At 68.3% G+C, this 19299-nt stretch carries 15 protein-coding genes; 6 read left to right on the top strand and 9 right to left on the bottom strand.

Annotation, left to right across the window (positions count from 1 at the left end; all coding sequences use genetic code 11):
- The first annotated feature begins 1 nt into the window (after position 1).
- A complete protein-coding gene (locus tag NX068_RS19445) occupies positions 2–1441 on the top strand; it encodes an aminotransferase-like domain-containing protein (RefSeq protein WP_263462870.1) in 1440 nt (479 codons plus the stop codon).
- 43 nt (positions 1442–1484) lie between these two features.
- Here NX068_RS19445 and NX068_RS19440 read toward each other — a convergent pair whose 3' ends face one another.
- The 8 genes from NX068_RS19440 to NX068_RS19405 all read right to left on the bottom strand — a co-directional run bounded on the left by NX068_RS19440 (position 1485) and on the right by NX068_RS19405 (position 11428).
- Positions 1485–2921 (bottom strand): MFS transporter, encoded by a 1437-nt coding sequence (locus NX068_RS19440; RefSeq protein WP_263462869.1) that lies wholly within the window; start codon positions 2919–2921, stop codon positions 1485–1487.
- Entirely contained in the window at positions 2914–4008 is a 1095-nt protein-coding gene (locus NX068_RS19435) for a siderophore-interacting protein (RefSeq protein WP_263462868.1), read from the bottom strand. The genes NX068_RS19440 and NX068_RS19435 overlap by 8 nt, the downstream gene beginning before the upstream one ends.
- A 33-nt stretch (positions 4009–4041) precedes the next feature.
- Complete coding sequence (locus NX068_RS19430) at positions 4042–4839, bottom strand: ABC transporter ATP-binding protein (protein ID WP_263462867.1); 798 nt, start codon at positions 4837–4839, stop codon at positions 4042–4044.
- Between the two features lie 4 nt (positions 4840–4843).
- The gene (locus NX068_RS19425; protein WP_263462866.1) at positions 4844–5926 is read right to left on the bottom strand and encodes a FecCD family ABC transporter permease; all 1083 of its coding nucleotides are present in this window, start codon (positions 5924–5926) and stop codon (positions 4844–4846) included.
- Entirely contained in the window at positions 5923–7065 is a 1143-nt protein-coding gene (locus NX068_RS19420; protein WP_263462865.1) for an ABC transporter substrate-binding protein, read from the bottom strand. Before NX068_RS19420 ends, NX068_RS19425 begins: the two co-directional genes overlap by 4 nt.
- Entirely contained in the window at positions 7065–9152 is a 2088-nt protein-coding gene (locus tag NX068_RS19415) for a TonB-dependent receptor domain-containing protein (RefSeq protein ID WP_263462864.1), read from the bottom strand. The genes NX068_RS19420 and NX068_RS19415 overlap by 1 nt, the downstream gene beginning before the upstream one ends.
- 173 nt (positions 9153–9325) lie before the next feature.
- Entirely contained in the window at positions 9326–10330 is a 1005-nt protein-coding gene (locus NX068_RS19410; RefSeq protein ID WP_263462863.1) for a helix-turn-helix transcriptional regulator, read from the bottom strand.
- 198 nt (positions 10331–10528) lie between these two features.
- The gene (locus NX068_RS19405) at positions 10529–11428 is read right to left on the bottom strand and encodes a LysR family transcriptional regulator (protein ID WP_263462862.1); all 900 of its coding nucleotides are present in this window, start codon (positions 11426–11428) and stop codon (positions 10529–10531) included.
- A gap of 148 nt (positions 11429–11576) precedes the next feature.
- Between NX068_RS19405 and NX068_RS19400 the strand changes: the two genes are divergently transcribed.
- From NX068_RS19400 to NX068_RS19385, 4 genes are all read left to right on the top strand, one after another.
- Positions 11577–12968: a GntP family permease gene (locus tag NX068_RS19400; protein WP_263462861.1), complete on the top strand. Its 1392-nt coding sequence runs from the start codon at positions 11577–11579 to the stop codon at positions 12966–12968.
- 157 nt (positions 12969–13125) lie between these two features.
- Entirely contained in the window at positions 13126–14637 is a 1512-nt protein-coding gene (locus NX068_RS19395; RefSeq protein ID WP_263462860.1) for a CoA-acylating methylmalonate-semialdehyde dehydrogenase, read from the top strand.
- 82 nt (positions 14638–14719) lie between these two features.
- On the top strand, positions 14720–16336 hold the full coding sequence (locus tag NX068_RS19390; protein ID WP_263462859.1) for a GMC family oxidoreductase: 1617 nt from the start codon (positions 14720–14722) through the stop codon (positions 16334–16336).
- 141 nt (positions 16337–16477) lie between these two features.
- Positions 16478–17644 (top strand): enoyl-CoA hydratase/isomerase family protein, encoded by a 1167-nt coding sequence (locus tag NX068_RS19385; RefSeq protein WP_263462858.1) that lies wholly within the window; start codon positions 16478–16480, stop codon positions 17642–17644.
- A gap of 59 nt (positions 17645–17703) precedes the next feature.
- Here NX068_RS19385 and NX068_RS19380 read toward each other — a convergent pair whose 3' ends face one another.
- Complete coding sequence (locus NX068_RS19380; protein WP_263462857.1) at positions 17704–18804, bottom strand: zinc-binding metallopeptidase family protein; 1101 nt, start codon at positions 18802–18804, stop codon at positions 17704–17706.
- Between the two features lie 37 nt (positions 18805–18841).
- On the opposite strand from NX068_RS19380, the gene NX068_RS19375 reads away from it, so the two are divergent.
- Complete coding sequence (locus NX068_RS19375; RefSeq protein ID WP_263462856.1) at positions 18842–19264, top strand: GlsB/YeaQ/YmgE family stress response membrane protein; 423 nt, start codon at positions 18842–18844, stop codon at positions 19262–19264.
- The last annotated feature ends 35 nt before the right edge of the window (positions 19265–19299 follow it).

Below are 19299 nucleotides of genomic sequence, written 5' to 3'. Positions count from 1 at the left end.
GATGACCGCACCCGCCATGAGCAGCTTTCCCCTCTATCAGCAGATCGCCCGCAAGCTGCGTGCGTCGATCGAGGCCGGAACGCTTCCGGCCGGAGCAAAGATGCCGTCGGTGCGGACGCTCGGCAAAGATCATGGCGTCAGCATCCTGACCGCGCTGCAGGCCTTGAGACTGCTGGAACAGGAGCACCTGGTCGAGGCACGCCCCAAGTCGGGTTTCTACGTTGCGCCACAGCGCGACACCCTGCCTGCCGAAGCGCGCCCAATCGAACTGGCGCCACTGGAAGATCAGGCGCAGACGCATCTGTCCATCGTGGGTACGCCATGCCGGGTCCGGCTCGATCTCGCCAATGGCGAGGCCGCGCTTTACCCGGTTGCCAAGCTCGGAATATTGATGCGGCAATTGATCTACCGTGACCCGACCCTGCTGGGAAACCATGTGCGCGGCACCGGCCATCCACCCTTGAAGCAGCAGATCGTGCGGCGCGCATTCGACTATGGATGCGAACTCAGTCCGCAGGAACTCGTGATCACCCACGGTTGCATCGAGTCGCTCGCGCTCGCGCTGCGCGCGGTGACCCGGCCAGGCGACGGCGTGGCCGTGGAGTCCCCGACGTATTTCGTCATCCTGCAGATGCTCCGCAGCCTCGGCTTGCGCGCGGTGGAAATTTCCGCCTCCGAGCGTGGCATGGACCTCGCACAACTCAAGCTCGCCCTCAAGGCCGGACAGCTTCGTGCGGTCATCAGCATTGCAAACATCAACAATCCGACGGGCATCACGCTGTCGCCGGAGGACAAATCGAGACTGGTGGCGCTGGCGGAACGATACGACGTCGCCTTGATCGAGGATGACATCTACGGCGACACCCATTTCGATCCCGTCCGCCCCAGGCCGTTGCGCGCATTGAGCGACAAGGTCATCCTGTGCAGCAGCTTTTCCAAGACTCTTGCCCCCGGCATCCGCGTCGGCTGGGTGGCGGGCGGGCGCTGGTCCTCGGCGATCGCATCGATGAAATACAGCTCGACGATGGGAACAGCCATCTACCCGCAGGCTGCGATCGCCGAGTTCCTCCGCACCGGCGGGTATGACGCACATCTGCGCAAGCTCAGGCATACCTTGCACAAGCAGATGACACGGATGCGCGATGCCATCATTCGCCATTTTCCAGCAGGAACGGTGGCCTCGAACCCTTCGGGCGGCTATGTCTTATGGATAAGGCTGCCCGCTGGCAGCCTGAGCAGCCGACGGCTTTTCGAGCAGGCACGCCGGGAAGGCATCGGCATTGCCCCGGGTTATCTCTTTGCTGCAGGCGGGCAGTTCGATGATTGCATCCGGCTGAACGCGGGGTTTGGCTGGAACAAGGACGTCGAGCACGCGATTCAGACCTTGGCCGGAATGCTCGGCAAGCCCTGGCCGATTCGCTGCCCGGCCGAAGACTGGTAGTCGGAATGCCCCATCCAGTCGTCGGCCACCAGCGCAGCATCGCTCACCTCCGGTCGATGCCCGGCGCACCTTCGTCCCGAAAACGCCCCCGCACCGCAGTCCAGGCGGCAAGGCTGCCGACGACACAGGCACAGCCACCGGCCAGCAGGGCCGTGGACACGGCGAAGCGCCGGGCGACGTAGCCCATCTGCAGGCCGCCGAGCGCCGGCCCCAGCGCCGACTGCAGCAACCAGAATGCCGACACCCTCCCGCGCAGTGCATCCGGCGTGTGCTGCTGCAGCAGCGCGCCGCGCACGATGTCGCCGACGGTATCGGCGCTGCCGGCCAGCGCCAGACAGGCCAGCATCATCCACAGGCTGCCGGTGAGGCCGGCCGCGGCCACCGCCAGCCCCCACAGCACCGCCATCGCCGCCAGGACGCGGCCCGGGCGGCGCAGCGTGCGCGTCCAGCCGGATGACAGCGCGGCCACCAGCGCGCCCAGCGCCGGCGCCGCATGCAGCACGCCGACCAGCGCCGCATCGCCGCCCAGCGTCTCGCTGGCGATCTGGGGCAGCAGCACGAAGGGCATCGCCAGCAGGCTGGCGATCAGGTCGAGCAGCAGCATGCCGGAGATCACCGGGCTGCGGCGGATGAAACGCAGGCCGTCGCGCCATTCCGCCAGCGCGCCCTGCCCGTTTTTTTGCCCCGATTCCTGTCCTTTGCCGGGCGGCTCATCGGCCGCCCGGGCGGCATCCAGCCGCGGCAGCCACGCAAGCAGCAGCGGCGTGATCGCCGAGGCCGCCATCACCACCGCGTAGCAGCTCGCGAGCCCGGCGCCGGCGATCAGGAACCCGGCCACGATCGGGCCGACCAGCGCGGCAAGCTGCAGGGCGATGGCGCTCAGCGCGCCGGCCGCGGCAAGCTGCTCGCGCGCCACCAGCGACGGCAATACCGCCATCAGCGCCGGCGCACCGATGCCGCTGCTGAAGCCGCCGGCCAGGGCCGCCAGGTAGATGAGGCCGAGCTGGGCCTGCGGCAGCAGAGTGTTGGCCAGCAGCAGGCCGACGACGCCGACATAAGCGATCCGGCTGCCGACCATCAGCATGCGCCGGTCGTGACGGTCGGCCAGGCGGCCGCCGAACACCAGTCCGGCGAGCTGGCCGCCGGCCAGGCAGAAACCGACCAGGGCCACATGCAGCGAGGACTGCGTGAGCGCATAGACCTGCCAGGCCACGGCGACGGCGTTGATGCCGTACACCATCAGCGCCACCGTCCGCGCCAGGTACAGCAGGCGGAAGCCCGGGCTGGTCCGCAGCGGGCCGATATCCACCACGAATCGGGTCAGGCGCGCCCCGCTGGCCTGGGCCGTTGCAGTCCGGGTCTCACCCGGCAGGAGCTTTTCTGGCCGGGCGCTGCCACCCGGCCCGGGACAGGATTCGCCCGCCGACTCGGGACAGGCGGTGCCCGCAGGCGAGGTGCATGGCGTCCTCGGTTCAGTCATCGGCAGGCACGTTCTTGAACTCGGTCTCGCTGCGCCCGCGCCGCCAGTAGGCCACCACCAGATGTTCGGCCGGCGTGAGGCCGCGCTCCTTGCGCACGTACGCACGCACTGCACGGAAGGCGTCGAACTCCAGGCCAGCCCAGACGAACAGCCGCGTGCCGGCTTCCGGCCAGGCCACGGCGCGCACGGCATCCGGCAGCAGGGTCGTGGTGCCCGGCGCCTGCGAGCCGCGCAGCAGCCAGCGCAGTTCGACGCCGGCCGGCACGCGCAGCGCCAGGCGGTCGCTTGCGTCCTGGACTTCGACCAGCGCCACGCCGCGCGCGTCGGCCGGCAGGTTCTCCAGGATGCGTGCGATGGCCGGCAGCGCGGTCTCGTCGCCGGCGAGCAGAGTCCAGTCGGCCTCGCGTGCGCCCAGGCCGCCCGGCCCGCGCATGCCGACCCGGTCGCCGGGGCGGGCGCGCTGCGCCCAGCTGCCGCCCGGGCCGGCAGGTTCATGCACCACCATGTCGATCTCCAGCGTGCCCGCCGCCGGGTCGATGTCGCGGATGGTGTAGGTGCGCATGTCCAGCCGCTTGTCGCCCTCCGGCATGCGCAGCAGGCCGTTGGCATCCAAGGTCGGCCATTCCGGCTCGGTATTGCCCGGCTGCGGCAGCAGCAGCTTGCAGTGCAGATTGTCCAGGCCGGCATAGCGTTCGAGACGCTCGCCGCCCAGGGTGATGCGGCGCATGCGCGCGGTCAGGTCGCGCGCGGCGATCACCCGCAGCACACGGAAGGCCGGCGGCTCGCGCAACTGGCTGCCGTCGCCGCGCCAGCGGATCTCGACCGGCTGGGAAGAAAACTCCAGCAGATGGCTCGCCACCACGACCTTGAGGTCGTACAGCGCATCCATCGTCGCGGCTTCGGCGCGGATGCCGAGCAACTCGCCGTCGACGCGGATATGGATCAGGCCGCCGTGGATGGCGAGCTTCCAGTCGGCGCCGTCACGCTGGAATTCGAAACCGTGTTCGCGCATGTGTTCGCCCAGGCGCGTCAGGGTGTGTTCGGCTTCGGCCAGGCGCAGCTGCGCCTGCGCAACAAGCTGGGTCATGATGAAGACTCCTCGGTCGAGGGGGAAATGAATTCAGGCCGGCGGCGCTTCCGCGGGGCCATCGATCAGCACCATCGTGCGGCCACGCTCGCAGCGCTGCACGCGCGCTTCCACGCCATAGACGGTGCGCAGCATCTCCGGCGTGATCGCGGCCTGGGGCGTGCCGCAGGCGTGCAGACGGCCCCGGTGTATCACCAGGATGTGGTCGGCCCACTGCGCCGCCAGGGCGAGGTCGTGCAGCACCGTGATCACCAGATGGCCGCTGTCGGCCAGCCTGCGCACCGTGTCCATGACCCGCCACTGGTGGCGCAGGTCGAGCGCGCTGGTGGGCTCGTCGAGCAGCAGGATGGGAGAGTCGCGCGCGATCGCCTGGGCCAGCGCGGCCACCTGGCGCTGGCCGCCGGACAGCTGGTCGAGCCGCCGCATCGCGAGGTCGTCGATGCCCAGGCGTTCGAGCACCGCCATCGCCGCGAGCTCTTCCTCGCGCGCCGGCAGGTCGCGGGCCTGCATCGCCGTCAGGGTGACTTCCAGCACGTTCAGCGCGGCGGTTTCCGGCAGGCTCTGCGGCATGTAGCCGATGGTGCGCGCCAGCGCGGCCGCTGGCATGGCGAGCAGGTCCTGGCCGTCCCAGCGTGCCTGGCCGCTGGCCGGCACCAGCCGAGCGAGCGCACGCAGCAGGGTGGATTTGCCGGTGGCATTGGGGCCGACCAGGGCCACCAGCTGGCCCGGCAGCAGCGGCGGCAGGCTCAGGTCGCCAAGCACGGTGTGGCTGCGATAGGACACCGTGAGGTGCTGGATTTCCAGCGCCGGCGCAGCATTCGTGGTGCTCATGACCTCATCTCCGCCGGTGGCGCCGGGTGATCAGGGCCAGGAACACCGGCAGGCCGACCAGCGAGGTGGCGATGCCCACCGGCATCAGCACGCCGGGCACCAGGGTCTTGCTGATCACCGAGGCCAGCGACATCAGCAGCGCACCGCAGACCACGCTGGCCGGCAGCAGGAAGCGGTGGTCCTCGCCGACCAGCAGGCGCGCCATGTGCGGCCCGACCAGGCCGACGAAACCGATCGTGCCGACCAGCGCCACCGCCGTCGCCGCCAGCAGGCTGGCGCGCACCAGCGCCCACAGGCGCAGGCGGTCGACGTTGACGCCGAAGCTGCGCGCGCGGTCGTCCCCCAGCCGCAGCGCGGTGAGCCGGCGCGCGGCGCGCCACGAGAACGGCATCGTCACCACCAGCACCGCGGCCAGCAGGCCGACGTTGGTCCAGTCGGCGCGCGCCAGGCTGCCCATGGTCCAGAACACCAGTTGCTGCAGCGCATCCTCGCTGGCGACGAACTGCAGCAGCGACAGCAGCGCGCCGGCGGCGAAGCCGATGGTGATGCCGAACAGCACCAGCGTCTCCGGCCCGGCATGGTGGGTGCGCGCAAGCAGTTGCAGCAACATCAACGCGCCGAGCGCGAAGACGAAGGCGTTGGCCGGCACCAGCCAGGACAGCTCCAGCCCCGGCACGCCCACGCCGAGCACGATCGCGAGCGCGGCGCCGAGCGCCGCCGACGAGGACACGCCGAGGGTGAAGGGCTCGGCCAGCGGATTGCCGAGGATGGTCTGCATCTCGACCCCGGCGAGCGCCAGCGCCATGCCGACCAGCACCGCCAGTACCGCGATCGGCAGGCGTACCTCCCACAGGATCACGCGCTGGCCGCGCCCCAGCGATTCGGCATCGAACAGCCCGCGCAGCGCATCCGCCACGCCGAGCGAGGACGGGCCGCTGACGAAGTCGGTCAGCGCGCTGGCCAGTGCAAGAACCAGCAGTAAGGCCACCAGGCCGCGGCGGCGCCAGGTCAGCCGGCGGTACTCGTCCAGCGTATCGAGCCCGGCCGTCGACACCACCACGGCCGGATGACAGGCCTCGCGCGTCATCGGCTGCTCCGGCCGGGAACGGCGAAACCGGCGGGCTGCCCCGGCCCATTGGTCCAGAAGCTGCCGCGCAGCGGCGTGGCGAGGAAGCGGCTGTTGATCTCGTCCATCGTCGCCTGCGGGTCGATGTCGGCATACAAGTCGGGCAGCACCCATTTGGCGACGACTTCGAGCGCGACGATGCTCAGGCCGCCGGTGAGCGGAAACCAGATGCCGTGGGTGCGCCCGTCCTCGACCGCGCGCATGCCGGACATTCCCTTGCGCTGCAGTACTCGGCCCAGCGAGGCCTGCGCAGCGGCCGGCGTGGTATTCACGCCGAGCACCAGCCCGCCGCGCTCGGCGAGGTAGGCGCCGCCCGCACCGATATAGACCTCCGGGTCCTGGTCGAGCACGTATTCCAGGCTCAGCTGGCCGAACATGCCGGGCAGCACTTCCTCGCCGATGTGGCGCCCCCCGGCGATGGTGACGAGGTCGCCGATGCTCTCGCCGCTCCCCACCGAAGTGCAGCAGGCGGCACTGCCCGCGTGCGGTTCGAGCAGCACCACGGGGCGCCGCTGCACGGTCGCGGCGCGGCTGCGGATGCGCTCGAGACGCTCCTGGAAGAAAGCCACGTAGGCGTCGGTCTGCTCGCTGCGGCCGATCAGCACGCCCAGCTGCTGCAGGCCGTCCAGTGGCCGCTCGCTGCGGAAGCTGGGCGTCAGGCGCAGGACCACCACGCCGATGCCGGCCGCCTCCAGTTGGCGGATCAGGCGTCCGACGGCCATGAAACGCGGATGCAGCACGACCAGGTCGGGTTTCAGCGCGATGACGCGTTCGAGCGGGAAGTTGTTCGGATCGTCGACGCTGAGCTGCAGGATGTCGTCGAAGGCGGGATCGGCCTCGCGCAGCGCGCCCAGCGTGTCCGCATCCAGGCGCCAGCGGTTCCACGCCACCAGGCGCTGCGCCGGACGATCATCGATGAGGGCGAGGGTGATGAAGTCCGAGGTGTCGGTCAGCACGATGCGCTGCGCGGGCTGGGACAGCACCACGCGGCGACCGGCCTGGTCGGTCACCGCCACTTCCGCCGCCGCCGCCAGCGACAGCGCGGACAGCAGGCCGACCAGAACGGCACGCAGGGCCCGGCAGAAACGCCGCATGCCCATCAGAAGCCCGCGTTCAAGGCCACCCACAGGCGACGGCCCTCGTCCTGCATCCAGTTGCCGTCGAGGCCGGTGGTGCGCGTGCGGTTGTCGATCGCGACCATGCGGTCGGTGACGTTGAGCAGCGCGGCCTTCAGCGTCAGCGTGGGGCTGAAGGCATATTGCCCGCCGATGTCCAGCGTGGCCGAGGCCGGACGCTCGCGCACGTTCGTCGCGCCGTTGCGGAAACCGGCGTAGTAGGACTTGCCGTAGTAGTTGGCGCGCAGCCAGCCGGAGAAGGCATCATTGGGCGTCCAGTCGAGCTGGGCCTTCAGCATGTGCCTGGGCGTCTTGTCCAGCGGCTTGCCGTCGAGCGAGCTGTTGTCGTAGGAGAACTCGCCGCCGCCCTCGCGCTCGGACTTCACGTAGGTGTAGTTGCCGTCGAAGCCCAGCGTGCGGGTGAGCGGAAAGTTCAGCGCCACTTCCAGGCCGCGGATGGTGACGTTGTCGATGTTGTCGTAGACGTAGATGCTGCGCGAGGGCATGCGCGGATCGTCCACGCCGGTGTCGTAGCTGGCGACCTTGTTCTTGAAGTCGTTGTTGAACACCGTCGCGCTGAGGCTGGAACCCGGCGCCCACTGCCAGGCCACGCCGAACTCCTGCGTCAGGCTGGTTTCCGGATCGAGGTTCGGGTTGCCGCACAGGTTGCCGCGCTTGGGCGTGTTGCCGCCGGTGGTCATGCAGTAGCCCGCCACGCTCTGGCGCAGCGTCGGCGCCTTGAAGCCGCTGGCGATGCCGCCGCGCAGGGTCCACGCCTCGTCGAGCTGATACACCCCGTACAGCCGCGGCGACCAGTGCGAACCGTAGAGTTCGTGGTGGTCGAGGCGCACGCCGGCCGTCAGCGTGAAGCGATCGCTGAAGAAGAAGTCGTCTTCCGCCGACAAGGCCCACGAATCGATGTCCACCTTGTCCACGTTCGGCGCCGGGAAGCCCGGGATGGAATCCTGCTGGCTGATGCCTTCGACGCTGCTGAGCTGATACTGGGCGCCGAGGCGCAGCAGGTGGCGGCTGAAGGGCAGCGACAGCTGGCCGTCGAACACGCGGTTGGTCACTTCCGGGCGGGCGACGTTGCGCACGCCGTTGGTGTAGTCGTTCTGCTTGCCGACTTCCTGGCTGAGCACGACGCGGGAGCTGCCGAAGGACCAGCGCCCTTCGTGCGTCAGCGAGATGTGGTCGCGGCTGTGGCGGGTCTCGGTGCCGTCCGCGGTGGCGGCGATGGAATGGCCCGGCTCGCGCAGATAGCTGAAGTCCTCGGTGCCCACGTCCAGGGTCAGGTCCTGCTTGTCGCTCAGCTTGGCGCTGAGCTTGGCGCCGATCGAGCGGTCGCGGCTGCCGTGGGCGCCGCTGACGAAAGGCAGGGGGTAGTAGATGTCGTCCTCGTAGCGGCGCACGTACTGGCCGTAGACCTGCAGGCCGAGCGCATCGGCCTTGATCGGGCCGCCCACCCAGAAGTCGGCCTGGCGGCTGTCGCCGAGATCGGAATGTTCCTGCTTGGTCGCCGACAGCGTGACCGAGCCGCGCCACGCGGTCGGCACCTTGCGGGTGATGATGTTGATCACGCCGCCCATCGCGTCGGCGCCGTACAAGGTGCCCATCGGGCCGCGCACCACCTCGATGCGCTCGATCGCATCGAGCGGCGGCAGGAAGTTGGCCTGCACGCCGCCGGTGCCGCGGTTCATGGTCTCGCGCGTGCCCTGCCGCTTGCCATCCACCAGGATCAGGGTGTATTCGCCGGGCATGCCGCGGATCGAGATGTCGCTGGAATTGGGACTGTCGCCATTGACGTTGACGCCTTCCAGGCGGCTGATGGCGTCGACCGCGCTGCCGACCGGCAGCTTGTCGATCTCCTCGCGGGTGATCACGGAAATCGACGCCGGCGCGTCCTTGACCATTTGCTGCTTGCCGGCGGCGGAGACGACGACCGCGCTCAGCATGCTCTCCTCCTGGGCGTGGACGGAAGCGCTGCCCGCCATTGCCGCGATGGCGGCCAGGATGCAGCGGGCAAGCGGCAGGACGGAACGATGGGAATGGATGTCGGCGGTGGGTTTCATGGGCGTGGGCAGCTTCGGCTTCGGTAGGATCTGGAGTCGCGCACTGCGCGAGCGACAGGCACGCACGGAACCCGAGCGTGCTTCGGCAGGCATTTCAGCATTCCATCGCCTCGCCGTGGTTTGCCGGACACGCACGAATGTTTGCCGGATGCGCTTTGCGGCCACAGCGCCGTTCAGATGCGTGCACGCACCATCTTGGGCGACAGTCCGAAGCGGCGCTTGAAGGCCGTGGCGAAATTGGCGGCGCTGTTGTAGCCCGCCACATGGGCGGCCTGGGCCACGCTCGAGCCGCGCTGTTCCAGGTCGATGCGCGCCTTGTGCAGGCGCGCATCGCGCCGGAACTCGACGATCGAAGTGCCGTAGGCTGCACGGAAGTGGCGCTGCAGCGCGCTGGCGCTGAGCCCCGCCCAGCGGGCGATCTCGTCCAGGCTCAGATCCAGCGCCGCATCGCTGGCGAGGAAATCGCGCAATCGGGCCAGGCGCTCGTGCTGGCATGGGCGCAACCCGGCATTGCCGGCATGCTCCGTCAGGCTGCCCAGCGCCTCGTGGGCCAGTTCGACCGCCCGGCTGTTGATCAGCAAGCGCCCCAGCGGTGCCGGGCTGGCCGTCAGTTGCATCAGTTGCTCGGCCAGCGCCACGGCGCGCGGCGACGGCCGCCAGGGCTGTGTCGCCAGATTGCGGTCGAGAAAGCTGCGCACGCGCGGGTCCGTCCCGGCATCGGCAAGGCCCTGCTGCTGCAGCCATTCGGACGACATGAACAGGCTGACCTTGCGCTCGAGCTTGCCCCGCTGCCAGCGGCGCTCGAAAGTCTCCTGCCGCGTGGTGCCGACCATCATGCCGCATGCGGTGGCTTGCCGCCGCCCCGCCGACAGATCGACGCACTGCGCGCCGAAGGACACATCGACGTTGCCGACCAGCAGTACCGTGACGCGCAAGCCCGGGGCCAGCGAGACCCGTGAGCGCAGGTCGCGAAGATCGCAGACCTGCGAGCAATGCACTTCGAGCCCGTCCTGCGCCCCCAGGCGAAACACCCGGCCGGCGAGCACCGGTTCGTCCGGCGTCATGCGTGCGCCGACGAAGTGGTAATCGCCTCCATTGAACTCGCCGGCCAGCATCATGCCCGGCGGCAGAACGAAATCACGGGCGATTGCCGCACCCATTGCTTGATTCGAGGTCATCCGTGCTTCCAATCGGATGAGCCAGACTCGCAGAACCGTCCGGAGGCTGGTCACTGAAGTTAGTAATGATGTCCATTATCATTTACTTTCACGGTGATCTCTGCAAGCCTTTTGTGCATTGCAACCAGCACGGCGCCTCAGCCTCGCGAGCAAGGCAGCATGACGTCCTGCTGCACGGACCGCTGCGGGCTTCGCTGCTCAGCGCATGTCGCCGCGCCAGGCTTCGGCGACGACTTCCATCGCAGCGGCGATCGGCGGCTCCTTGACCCTGTCCTTGCGGCAGATGAAGCCCAGCGCCGCCGGCACCACGACGGCGTCGGCGATCACCACGCCGTCGGCATGGGCGGCATGCAGGGCCAGGCTGTCGCGCGCCAGCGATAGCGCGACGCCCGATCTGACCAGATCCATCATCGAAGGCTCCAGGTCGACCTGGGCCACGACCTTGAACTCGACGTTCTCCGCTGCGGCGATGCGGTTCAGCAGGCGGTGATGCACCGATTCCGGCGGCGTCCAGATCCAGGGCAGCTGGGCCAGCGCCCGCCAGCCTTTCCCCCGTACCTGCCCGCCCCAGCTCGGCGGCGCGACGACGCGGTAGATGAAGCCGGTCAGCGACAGGACATGGAAGCGATCCTGCAGGTCTTCCAGGCCCGGCGCACCGAGCGCGAAGGCGGCATCCAGGCCGCCCGCTTCCACCTCGCGCGCCATCGCGCCCGACATGCCGTGGCGCAACATGAAGGACACGCCGGGATGGCGCTCGGCGAGCAGCCGCAGGCAGACCCCCAGGCGCAGGAACTCGGGATCGACGATGGTACCCAGGCGCAGCGTGCCCATCAGGCTGCCCTTGAGGTCGGCCGCCGCAGCGCGGAACTCGGAAGCCGCCGCCAGCGCCCGCTCGGCCGCCGGCAATAACTGGCGGCCCGCCTGGGTCAGGCGGACGCCGCGCGGCAAGCGTTCGAACAGGCTCAGATCGAGGGATTCCTGCAGCTTCTTGAGCTGCAGGCTCAGGGCCGGCTGGGTGATGTACAGCCGCTCGGCCGCCCGCGTCAGGTTCCCTTCCTGGGCAGTCATCACGAAAGCCCGCAGGCCCGAATAGTCCATTTGATATTAGCAATCGAAATAACTAATCCAATGATAACTCATTGGACCGGATGGTTTTCGGCGGTTTTAAATCCCTCGCGCTGCACCCTTGCGCCCTTTCGCAATGAAGGGGGAATTTTCTTTCGTCATAACCAGAAGAGGAGATACCGTGAGTCTGCTGATCGTCATCGCGGCGCTTGCCTTCCTGATGTTCGTGGCCTACCGCGGCTACAGCGTCATCCTGTTTGCCCCCGTCGCAGCGCTAGGTGCGGTGTTCCTGGTCGATCCATCCCTGGTGGCGCCGATGTTCTCCAGCGTCTTCATGGAAAAGATGGTGGGCTTCGTCAAGCTCTACTTCCCGGTTTTCCTGCTGGGCGCCATTTTCGGCAAGGTCATCGAGTTGTCGGGCTTTTCCAAATCGATCGTCTCCACGGTGATCGGACTCGTCGGCCAGAAGCGGGCGATCCTCTCCATCGTGCTGGTCTGCGCGCTGCTGACCTACGGCGGCGTGTCGATGTTCGTCGTCGTCTTCGCCGTCTATCCCTTCGCCGCCGAGATGTTCCGCCAGAGCAACATCCCCAAGCGGCTGATCCCGGGCACGATCGCGCTGGGCGGCTTCACCTTCACGATGGACGCGCTGCCCGGCTCGCCGCAGATCCAGAACATCATTCCCAGCACCTTCTTCAAGACCGACACCTGGTCCGCGCCCTGGCTGGGCGTCACCGGCGCGGTGTTCATCCTGATCACCGGCCTGATCTACCTGGAAGTCCAGCGCCGCCGCGCGGTGACTGCCAACGAAGGCTACGGCAACAGCCTGGTGAACGAGCCCGAACCTTTCGACCACCACAACCTGCCCCACCCCGCGATCGCGCTGCTGCCGCTGGTGATGGTCGGGGTGATGAACAAGGTCTTCACCAGCCTGATCCCGCGCTTCTACGGCGACACCCATGAAATGGTCCTGGCAGGCACGACCACGCCGATAACGACCGACGTCTCCAAGGTCGTCGCCATCTGGGCGGTGGAAGCGGCCTTGCTGGTGGGCATCCTGACGGTGATGGTGTTCGCCTTCAAGACGGTGACCAAACGCTTCGCCAAAGGCACCCAGCTCGCAATCGGCGGTTCGCTGCTGGCGACGATGAACACTGCATCCGAGTACGGCTTCGGCGCGGTCATCGCCGGCCTGCCCGGCTTCCTGGTGGTGGCGGAAGGGCTCAAGGCCATTTCCGACCCGCTGATCAACCAGGCGGTCACGATCACCGCCCTGGCTGGCATCACCGGCTCGGCCTCCGGCGGCATGAGCATCGCATTGGCCGCGATGGCCGACACCTTCATCCAGAACGCGACGGCGGCGGGCATCCCGATGGAAGTCCTGCACCGGATCTCCGCCATGGCTTCCGGCGGCATGGACACCCTGCCGCACAACGGCGCGGTCATCACGCTGCTGGCGGTGACCGGCCTGACCCACCGCCAGTCCTACAAGGACATCTTCGCCATCACCGTCATCAAGACGATCGCGGCCTTCCTGGTCATCGCCGTGTACTACACCTTCGGCATCGTCTGAGGCGCGTATTCGCGCCTGCTCCGGGGACTGGCTCCAAAGGCTGGAGATATTAGCAATCAAAATATCGAATCTAATGATAAGTCATTGGACCGGTACCCCCGCAGCCGCTTTAATGCAAGGCTCCAAGCCCCCACACACCACAGCAGGAGAAATCGACATGAGCTTCACCTACGCATCGCCCCAAGGCCGCGTCGGCCACTGGATCGACAACGAATTCCGCCCCGGTGAAGGCGGCCAGGTTCCGGTTTACGATCCCGCCCTGGGCAAGGTCGCGCGCCAGGTCGCGCTTGCAACCCAGGCCGAAGTCGATGCTGCGGTCGCCTCCGCCGCCGCGGCCCAGCCCGAGTGGGGTGCACTGGCCGTCCAGCGCCGTGCCCGCGTGCTGTTCAAGATGAAGGAACTGGTCGAGCGCCACACCGACGATCTCGCCCGCCTGATCACCCGCGAACACGGCAAGACCTTTCCCGACGCCAGGGGCGAAGTGCAGCGTGGCCTGGAAATCATCGAGTTCGCCTGCGGCATTCCGCAATTGCTGAAGGGCCAGTACTCCGACAACGTCGGCGGCGGCATCGCCAACTGGAGCCAGCGCATGCCGCTGGGCGTCACCGCCGGCATCACGCCGTTCAACTTCCCCGTCATGGTGCCGATGTGGATGGCGCCGGTGTCGATCGCATGCGGCAACGCCTTCGTGCTGAAGCCCTCCGAGCGCGACCCCTCGCCCTCGCTGCTGCTCGGCGAGCTGTTCCGCGAAGCCGGCCTGCCGGCGGGCGTGTTCAACGTCGTGCAGGGCGACAAGACCGCGGTCGATGCGCTGCTGAACCACCCCGACGTGCAGGCGATCAGCTTCGTCGGCTCGACCCCGATCGCGAAGTACATCTACGAGACCGCCGCCCGCAACGGCAAGCGCGCGCAGGCCCTGGGCGGCGCCAAGAACCACATGGTGGTGATGCCCGACGCCGACCTCGACCAGGCGGCCGACGCGCTGATCGGTGCCGCCTACGGCTCGGCCGGCGAGCGCTGCATGGCGATCTCGGTGGCGGTCGCGGTGGGCCACATCGCCGACGAGCTGATCGCCAAGGTGAAGAGCCGCGCCGAACAGCTCAAGGTCGACGACGGCGAAGCCCGCGGCGCCGACATGGGCCCGGTGGTCACGCAGGAGGCCAAGGCGCGCATCGAGGGCTACATCGCCTCCGGCGTCGAACAGGGCGCCAGCCTGGTGCTCGACGGTCGCGGCCTCGCCGTGTCCGGCCGCGAGCAAGGCTACTTCCTCGGCCCCACGCTGTTCGACAAGGTCGAGCCCGGCATGAAGATCTACGACGAGGAAATCTTCGGTCCGGTGCTGTGCGTGGTCCGCGTCGATACCTTCGCCGAGGCGGTGGCGATGATCAACGCCCACGCCTTCGGCAACGGCGTCGCCTGCTACACCCGCGACGGCCGCACGGCGCAGGAGTTCGCCCAGAAGATCCAGGTCGGCATGGTCGGCATCAACGTGCCGCTGCCGGTACCGATGGCCTGGCATTCGTTCGGCGGCTGGAAGCAGAGCCTGTTCGGCGACCACCACAGCTACGGCGAGGAAGGCGTGCGCTTCTACACCCGCTACAAGAGCATCATGCAGCGCTGGCCCGACAGCGGCTCCAAGGGGCCCGAGTTCGTGATGCCGGTCAACTGACGACCCGGCAAGTCCTCCTCAACGGACCGTCCCCCGCCCTCCGGCGGAGGACGCGACGAAACTCGCCCCTCAGGAGTACCCCATGAAAGACTTCGGTGAATTCGATTACATCGTGGTCGGCGGCGGTGCCGCCGGCTGCGTGCTGGCCAACCGCCTGTCGGCGGACCCCGACGTCAGCGTGCTGCTGCTCGAAGCCGGCAACGACGAAAGATGGATCTGGACCAGGATCCCGGTCGGCTACCTGTACTGCATCAACAACCCGCGCACCGACTGGTGCTACAAGACCGAGCCCGAACCGGGCCTCAACGGCCGCTCCATCATCTACGCCCGCGGCAAGGGCCTGGGCGGCAGCACGCTGATCAACGCCATGCTCTACCTGCGCGGCCAGGCGCGCGACTACGATTCCTGGGCCGAAGCCACCGGCGATGCCGGCTGGGCCTGGAAAGAAGTCATGCCGCTGTTCAAGCGCGTCGAGGACCACTGGAGCGGCGGCAACGAGCTCCACGGCGGCAAGGGCGAATGGCGGGTGGAGCAGCAGCGCCTGAGATGGGACATCCTCGACCGCTTCGCCGAAGCGGCAACGCAAGCCGGCGTTCCGGCCACGCCCGACTTCAACGGCGGCAACAACCTGGGCGTCAGCCAGTTCGAAGTGAACCAGAAGCGCGGCACGCGCTGGAGCAGCGCACGCGGCTTCCTCGATCCGGTGCGCGGCCGCCCGAACCTGCGCATCGTCACCGGTGCGCTGTCCGACAAGCTGGTGCTGGAAGGCCGCCAGGCACGCGGCATCGAATTCCGCCTCGGCAACGAGGCCTGCGTGGCACGCAGCCGCATCGAGGTCGTGCTCGCCGCCGGCGCCGTCGGCTCGCCGGCCATCCTGCAGCGCTCCGGCATCGGCGATCCGGCCCTGCTGCAGGAACTCGGCATTCCGGTCGCCCATGCGCTGCCCGGCGTCGGCCGCAACCTGCAGGACCATCTGCAGATCCGCAGCGTATACAAGGTGCAGGGCATCAAGACGCTGAACCGCCAGGCCAACAGCCTGTGGGGCAAGGCCATGATGGCGCTGGAATACGCCTTCAAACGGAGCGGCCCGCTGACGATGGCACCCAGCCAGCTCGGCCTGTTTGCGCATTCCGACCCCTCGGTGCCGACACCCGATCTGGAATACCACGTCCAGCCGCTGTCGCTGGACAAGTTCGGCGACCCGCTGCACAAATTCCCGGCCTTCACCGCCAGCGTCTGCGACCTGCGCCCGCAATCCCGCGGCCACATCGACATCCGCGACCGCGACCCGGCCAGCGCACCGAGGATCGCCCCCTGCTACCTCAGCCACGAGGCCGACCGCCAGAAGGCCGCACACGCGCTGCGCCTGACCCGCAAGATCGCCAGCCAGCCGGCGCTGGCGCCGTTCAAGCCGGTCGAACATCTGCCGGGGCCGGACTTCACCACCGACGAACAACTGATCCACGCCGCCGGCAACATCGGCACCACCATCTTCCACCCGGTCGGCACCTGCAGGATGGGGCGCAGCGACGACGACTCCGCAGTCACCGACTCCGAACTGCGGCTGCGCGGCATCGCCGGCGTGCGCGTGGTCGATGCCTCGATCATGCCCAGCATCACCTCGGGCAACACCAGTTCGCCGACGATCATGATCGCCGAGCGAGGGGCCCAGCTGATCCGCGCAGCACGGAGGCGCTGAACACGGGAGACGGAAAATACTCACGCTCCGCAACGCCGCCTTCATGGTTTCTGGCCCTGGGGGGCACCTGCGGCGAAAATAAGAACGGCGGCCGCGCAGCACGTTCCTGCGCAGGCCGCCGCGTACCATCAAGGAGAGACGATGAACGAACACCCCGAATCCATTCCGGCAGCGGCGAACGACTGCGTGATCCTGCGCGAAATCTCCACCGCCTGCGGCCGGCGTTTCGGCCATGCCACACTGAACGCACCCAGGAGCCTCAACGCCCTGTCGCTGAAGATGATCGACCGCCTCGCGCCGCAGCTCGACGCCTGGGCGGCCGATCCGGCGATCGTCGGCGTGCTGCTCGACGGCTCGCTGGAGAAGGCCTTCTGCGCCGGCGGCGACGTCGCCGCACTCTACCACGCCATCAAGGCCATGCCCGCCGGCGAGGCGCCGCAGGCGGCGAAGGACTTCTTCGAGCGCGAATACCGGCTCGATCACCGCATCCACACCTACCCCAAGCCGGTGCTGTTCTGGGGCCAGGGCATCGTCATGGGCGGCGGCATCGGCCTGATGGCCGGCTCCTCGCACCGTGTCGCCACCCCCACCACCCGCATGGCGATGCCGGAGATCACCATCGGCCTGTACCCGGACGTCGGCGGCAGTTGGTTCCTGCGCCACATGCCGGGCCGCAGCGGGCTGTTCCTGGCGCTGACCGGCGTGCCGCTCAACGCCGCCGACGCACGCTTCGCCGGGCTGGCCGACTTCATCATCGACGACGCCCAGCGTGCGCAACTGCCGGCACTGCTCGCCGACACCCGCTGGGAAGCACCGGATGCGGCCGGCAACACCGCCAACCACGCCCGCCTGGGCACCCTGCTCGACCGCCTGGCTGAATCCACAGCAGTGCCGGACTCGCCGTTGCGTGCACATTACGACCGCATCGAGGCATTGATCGGCCACGACGGCCTGGAAGCCATCGCCGCCCGCCTGGCCGCGCTGGTCGACGATGCCGACCCCTGGCTCGCCAACGCCGGCAGGACTTTCGCGCACGGCGCGCCGAGTTCGGCACGGCTGTCGTGGGAACTGTGGCAAAGGACGCGCCACATGTCGCTGGCCGAGGTGTTCCGCACCGAATACCACGTCTCGGTCGCCGCCACCGCCCACCGCGACTTCGCCGAAGGCGTGCGTGCCCTGCTGATCGACAAGGACCGCAAGCCGCGCTGGCAATTCGCCACCGTGCAGGCCGTCCCCGACGAGATCGTCGCGGACCACTTCACGCCCCGTTACAGCGGCCCGCATCCGCTCGCCGATCTCGGTGCCTGATTTTTCCGCCGGATGATCGCGGTCTCCGGCCCTGGCCGCTCAAGTCGAAGGCGGCATCTTCACCTGCGCTGGGCCGCAACCAGATCGTGCACGAAGGCAAGCTTCCGCCGCACGACGTCGGGCAGGGCAAAGGGATAGAGGTCGGCAGCCCCCATCGACCGGTTCAGCGCGTTCAGCGCCACGGTGAGCGGCACCCAGGCGGACAGCAGCCGCTTCACCGCCACCGCGCGGTAGGGGTCGACATCGATGTCGGCGGACAGCTCGCCGTCGTCATCCACCTCCGGTTCCAGTTCGATGCCGAGCACGGAGGCGGTTTCGAGGGTGTCGACCATGTGCAGGTAGTGCGCCCAGGTCTCGGCCCAGTCTTCCCAGGGGTGCATGGTGGCGTAGGCCGAGACATGGCTCGCTTCCCAGCCTTCCGGCGGCCCTTCGCGGTAGTGGCGGTCGAGCGCCTGGGCGTAGTCGGCGCGCTCGTCGCCGAACATCGCCCGGAAGCCGTCCAGCGCGCCGCCGTCGCGCACCAGCAGATCCCAGTAGTAATGCCCGATCTCGTGGCGGAAATGGCCGAGCAGCGTGCGGTAGGCCTCGCCCATCTCGGCGCGCATGCCTTCGCGCGCGGCATCGTCGGCCTCTTCCAGTGCGATGGTCACCACGCCGCCGGCATGGCCGGTCATCACCGGCTCGGCGCTGCCGGGCAGCTCGGCGAGAAAATCGAACACCAGCGGCTCGGCATGATCGTCGCCGGGCGCCGGACGCGGCAGCCCGAGCCGGGCGAGCGTATAGATGAGCCTGCGCTTGGCGGACTCGATCTTCTGCCAGCGGGCGAGATGGACCGGGTCGTCGAGATTGGGCACGGTGCGGTTGTGGCGGCAGGCCGGACAGAACTCGGCCGCATCGTCCGGCACTTCCGCGTCGCCATCGTCGCCGGCGGGCACCATCCAGTTGCAGGCGCTGAGCTCCCAGTTGCGGCAGAAACGCCAGCGCCGGTTGTCGTCCGCCCCGTCCGCGCCGGGCAATACCCGCCAGCGCGGCCCGTCGGCTTCCACCGCCGCCATGCGATCCTGCTCCGGTAGATAGCCGAGCGTCTGCCCGCAGCGCAGGCAGACGGTATTCTCGAAATGCACCACCTGTCTGCAGCACTGGCACTGGAACAGCTTCATCGCCATCTCCTCCGCGACGGGTTTCTCGGGCGAGCCATTGTCCGCCTCCGCAGGCAGCGGCCGCGCGATGTGTATCGACTTTTTACCATTTCCATTTTGGCACCGCACAACGCGCCTGCATAATCCGGATTACACCGCCATCGCGGTGGCCGCCGCAGCAGTGGCGGCGCGCGATTCCACTGTTTCCACTGACTTGGAGGACGTGCAGATGAGCGACATGGGTGTCGGCTGGTTGGCCGCCGTGATCATCGGCGGCATCGCGGGCTGGATTGCTTCGGGCTTGATGAAGAGCAATACCGGCGTCCTGATGAACATCGTGCTCGGCATCATCGGCGCCTCGGTGGCGAGCTTCCTGTTCGGAATTCTCGGCGTCTCCTTCGGCGGCTGGCTCGGCTACCTGGTGGCCGGCGTCGTCGGCGCCTGCATCCTGATCGGCATAGTCAGAGCGGTCAGGAAATGAAGCTGCCCGGAGCGTGCCGACCCGGCACGCTCCGA

The organism is Thauera carbonicopians (genome assembly GCF_025699485.1).
GTDB lineage: Bacteria > Pseudomonadota > Gammaproteobacteria > Burkholderiales > Rhodocyclaceae > Thauera.
This window is presented reverse-complemented; position numbering and strand designations above follow the sequence as displayed.

Bases quoted from the DNA above. Each gene is read 5' to 3' on its own strand.
- NX068_RS19445 (WP_263462870.1), top strand. From the start codon at position 2: ATGACCGCACCCGCCATGAGCAGCTTTCCCCTCTATCAGCAGATCGCC.
- NX068_RS19440 (WP_263462869.1), bottom strand. From the start codon at position 2,921: ATGACTGAACCGAGGACGCCATGCACCTCGCCTGCGGGCACCGCCTGT.
- NX068_RS19435 (WP_263462868.1), bottom strand. From the start codon at position 4,008: ATGACCCAGCTTGTTGCGCAGGCGCAGCTGCGCCTGGCCGAAGCCGAA.
- NX068_RS19430 (WP_263462867.1), bottom strand. From the start codon at position 4,839: ATGAGCACCACGAATGCTGCGCCGGCGCTGGAAATCCAGCACCTCACG.
- NX068_RS19425 (WP_263462866.1), bottom strand. From the start codon at position 5,926: ATGACGCGCGAGGCCTGTCATCCGGCCGTGGTGGTGTCGACGGCCGGG.
- NX068_RS19420 (WP_263462865.1), bottom strand. From the start codon at position 7,065: ATGGGCATGCGGCGTTTCTGCCGGGCCCTGCGTGCCGTTCTGGTCGGC.
- NX068_RS19415 (WP_263462864.1), bottom strand. From the start codon at position 9,152: ATGAAACCCACCGCCGACATCCATTCCCATCGTTCCGTCCTGCCGCTT.
- NX068_RS19410 (WP_263462863.1), bottom strand. From the start codon at position 10,330: ATGACCTCGAATCAAGCAATGGGTGCGGCAATCGCCCGTGATTTCGTT.
- NX068_RS19405 (WP_263462862.1), bottom strand. From the start codon at position 11,428: ATGGACTATTCGGGCCTGCGGGCTTTCGTGATGACTGCCCAGGAAGGG.
- NX068_RS19395 (WP_263462860.1), top strand. From the start codon at position 13,126: ATGAGCTTCACCTACGCATCGCCCCAAGGCCGCGTCGGCCACTGGATC.
- NX068_RS19390 (WP_263462859.1), top strand. From the start codon at position 14,720: ATGAAAGACTTCGGTGAATTCGATTACATCGTGGTCGGCGGCGGTGCC.
- NX068_RS19385 (WP_263462858.1), top strand. From the start codon at position 16,478: ATGAACGAACACCCCGAATCCATTCCGGCAGCGGCGAACGACTGCGTG.
- NX068_RS19380 (WP_263462857.1), bottom strand. From the start codon at position 18,804: ATGAAGCTGTTCCAGTGCCAGTGCTGCAGACAGGTGGTGCATTTCGAG.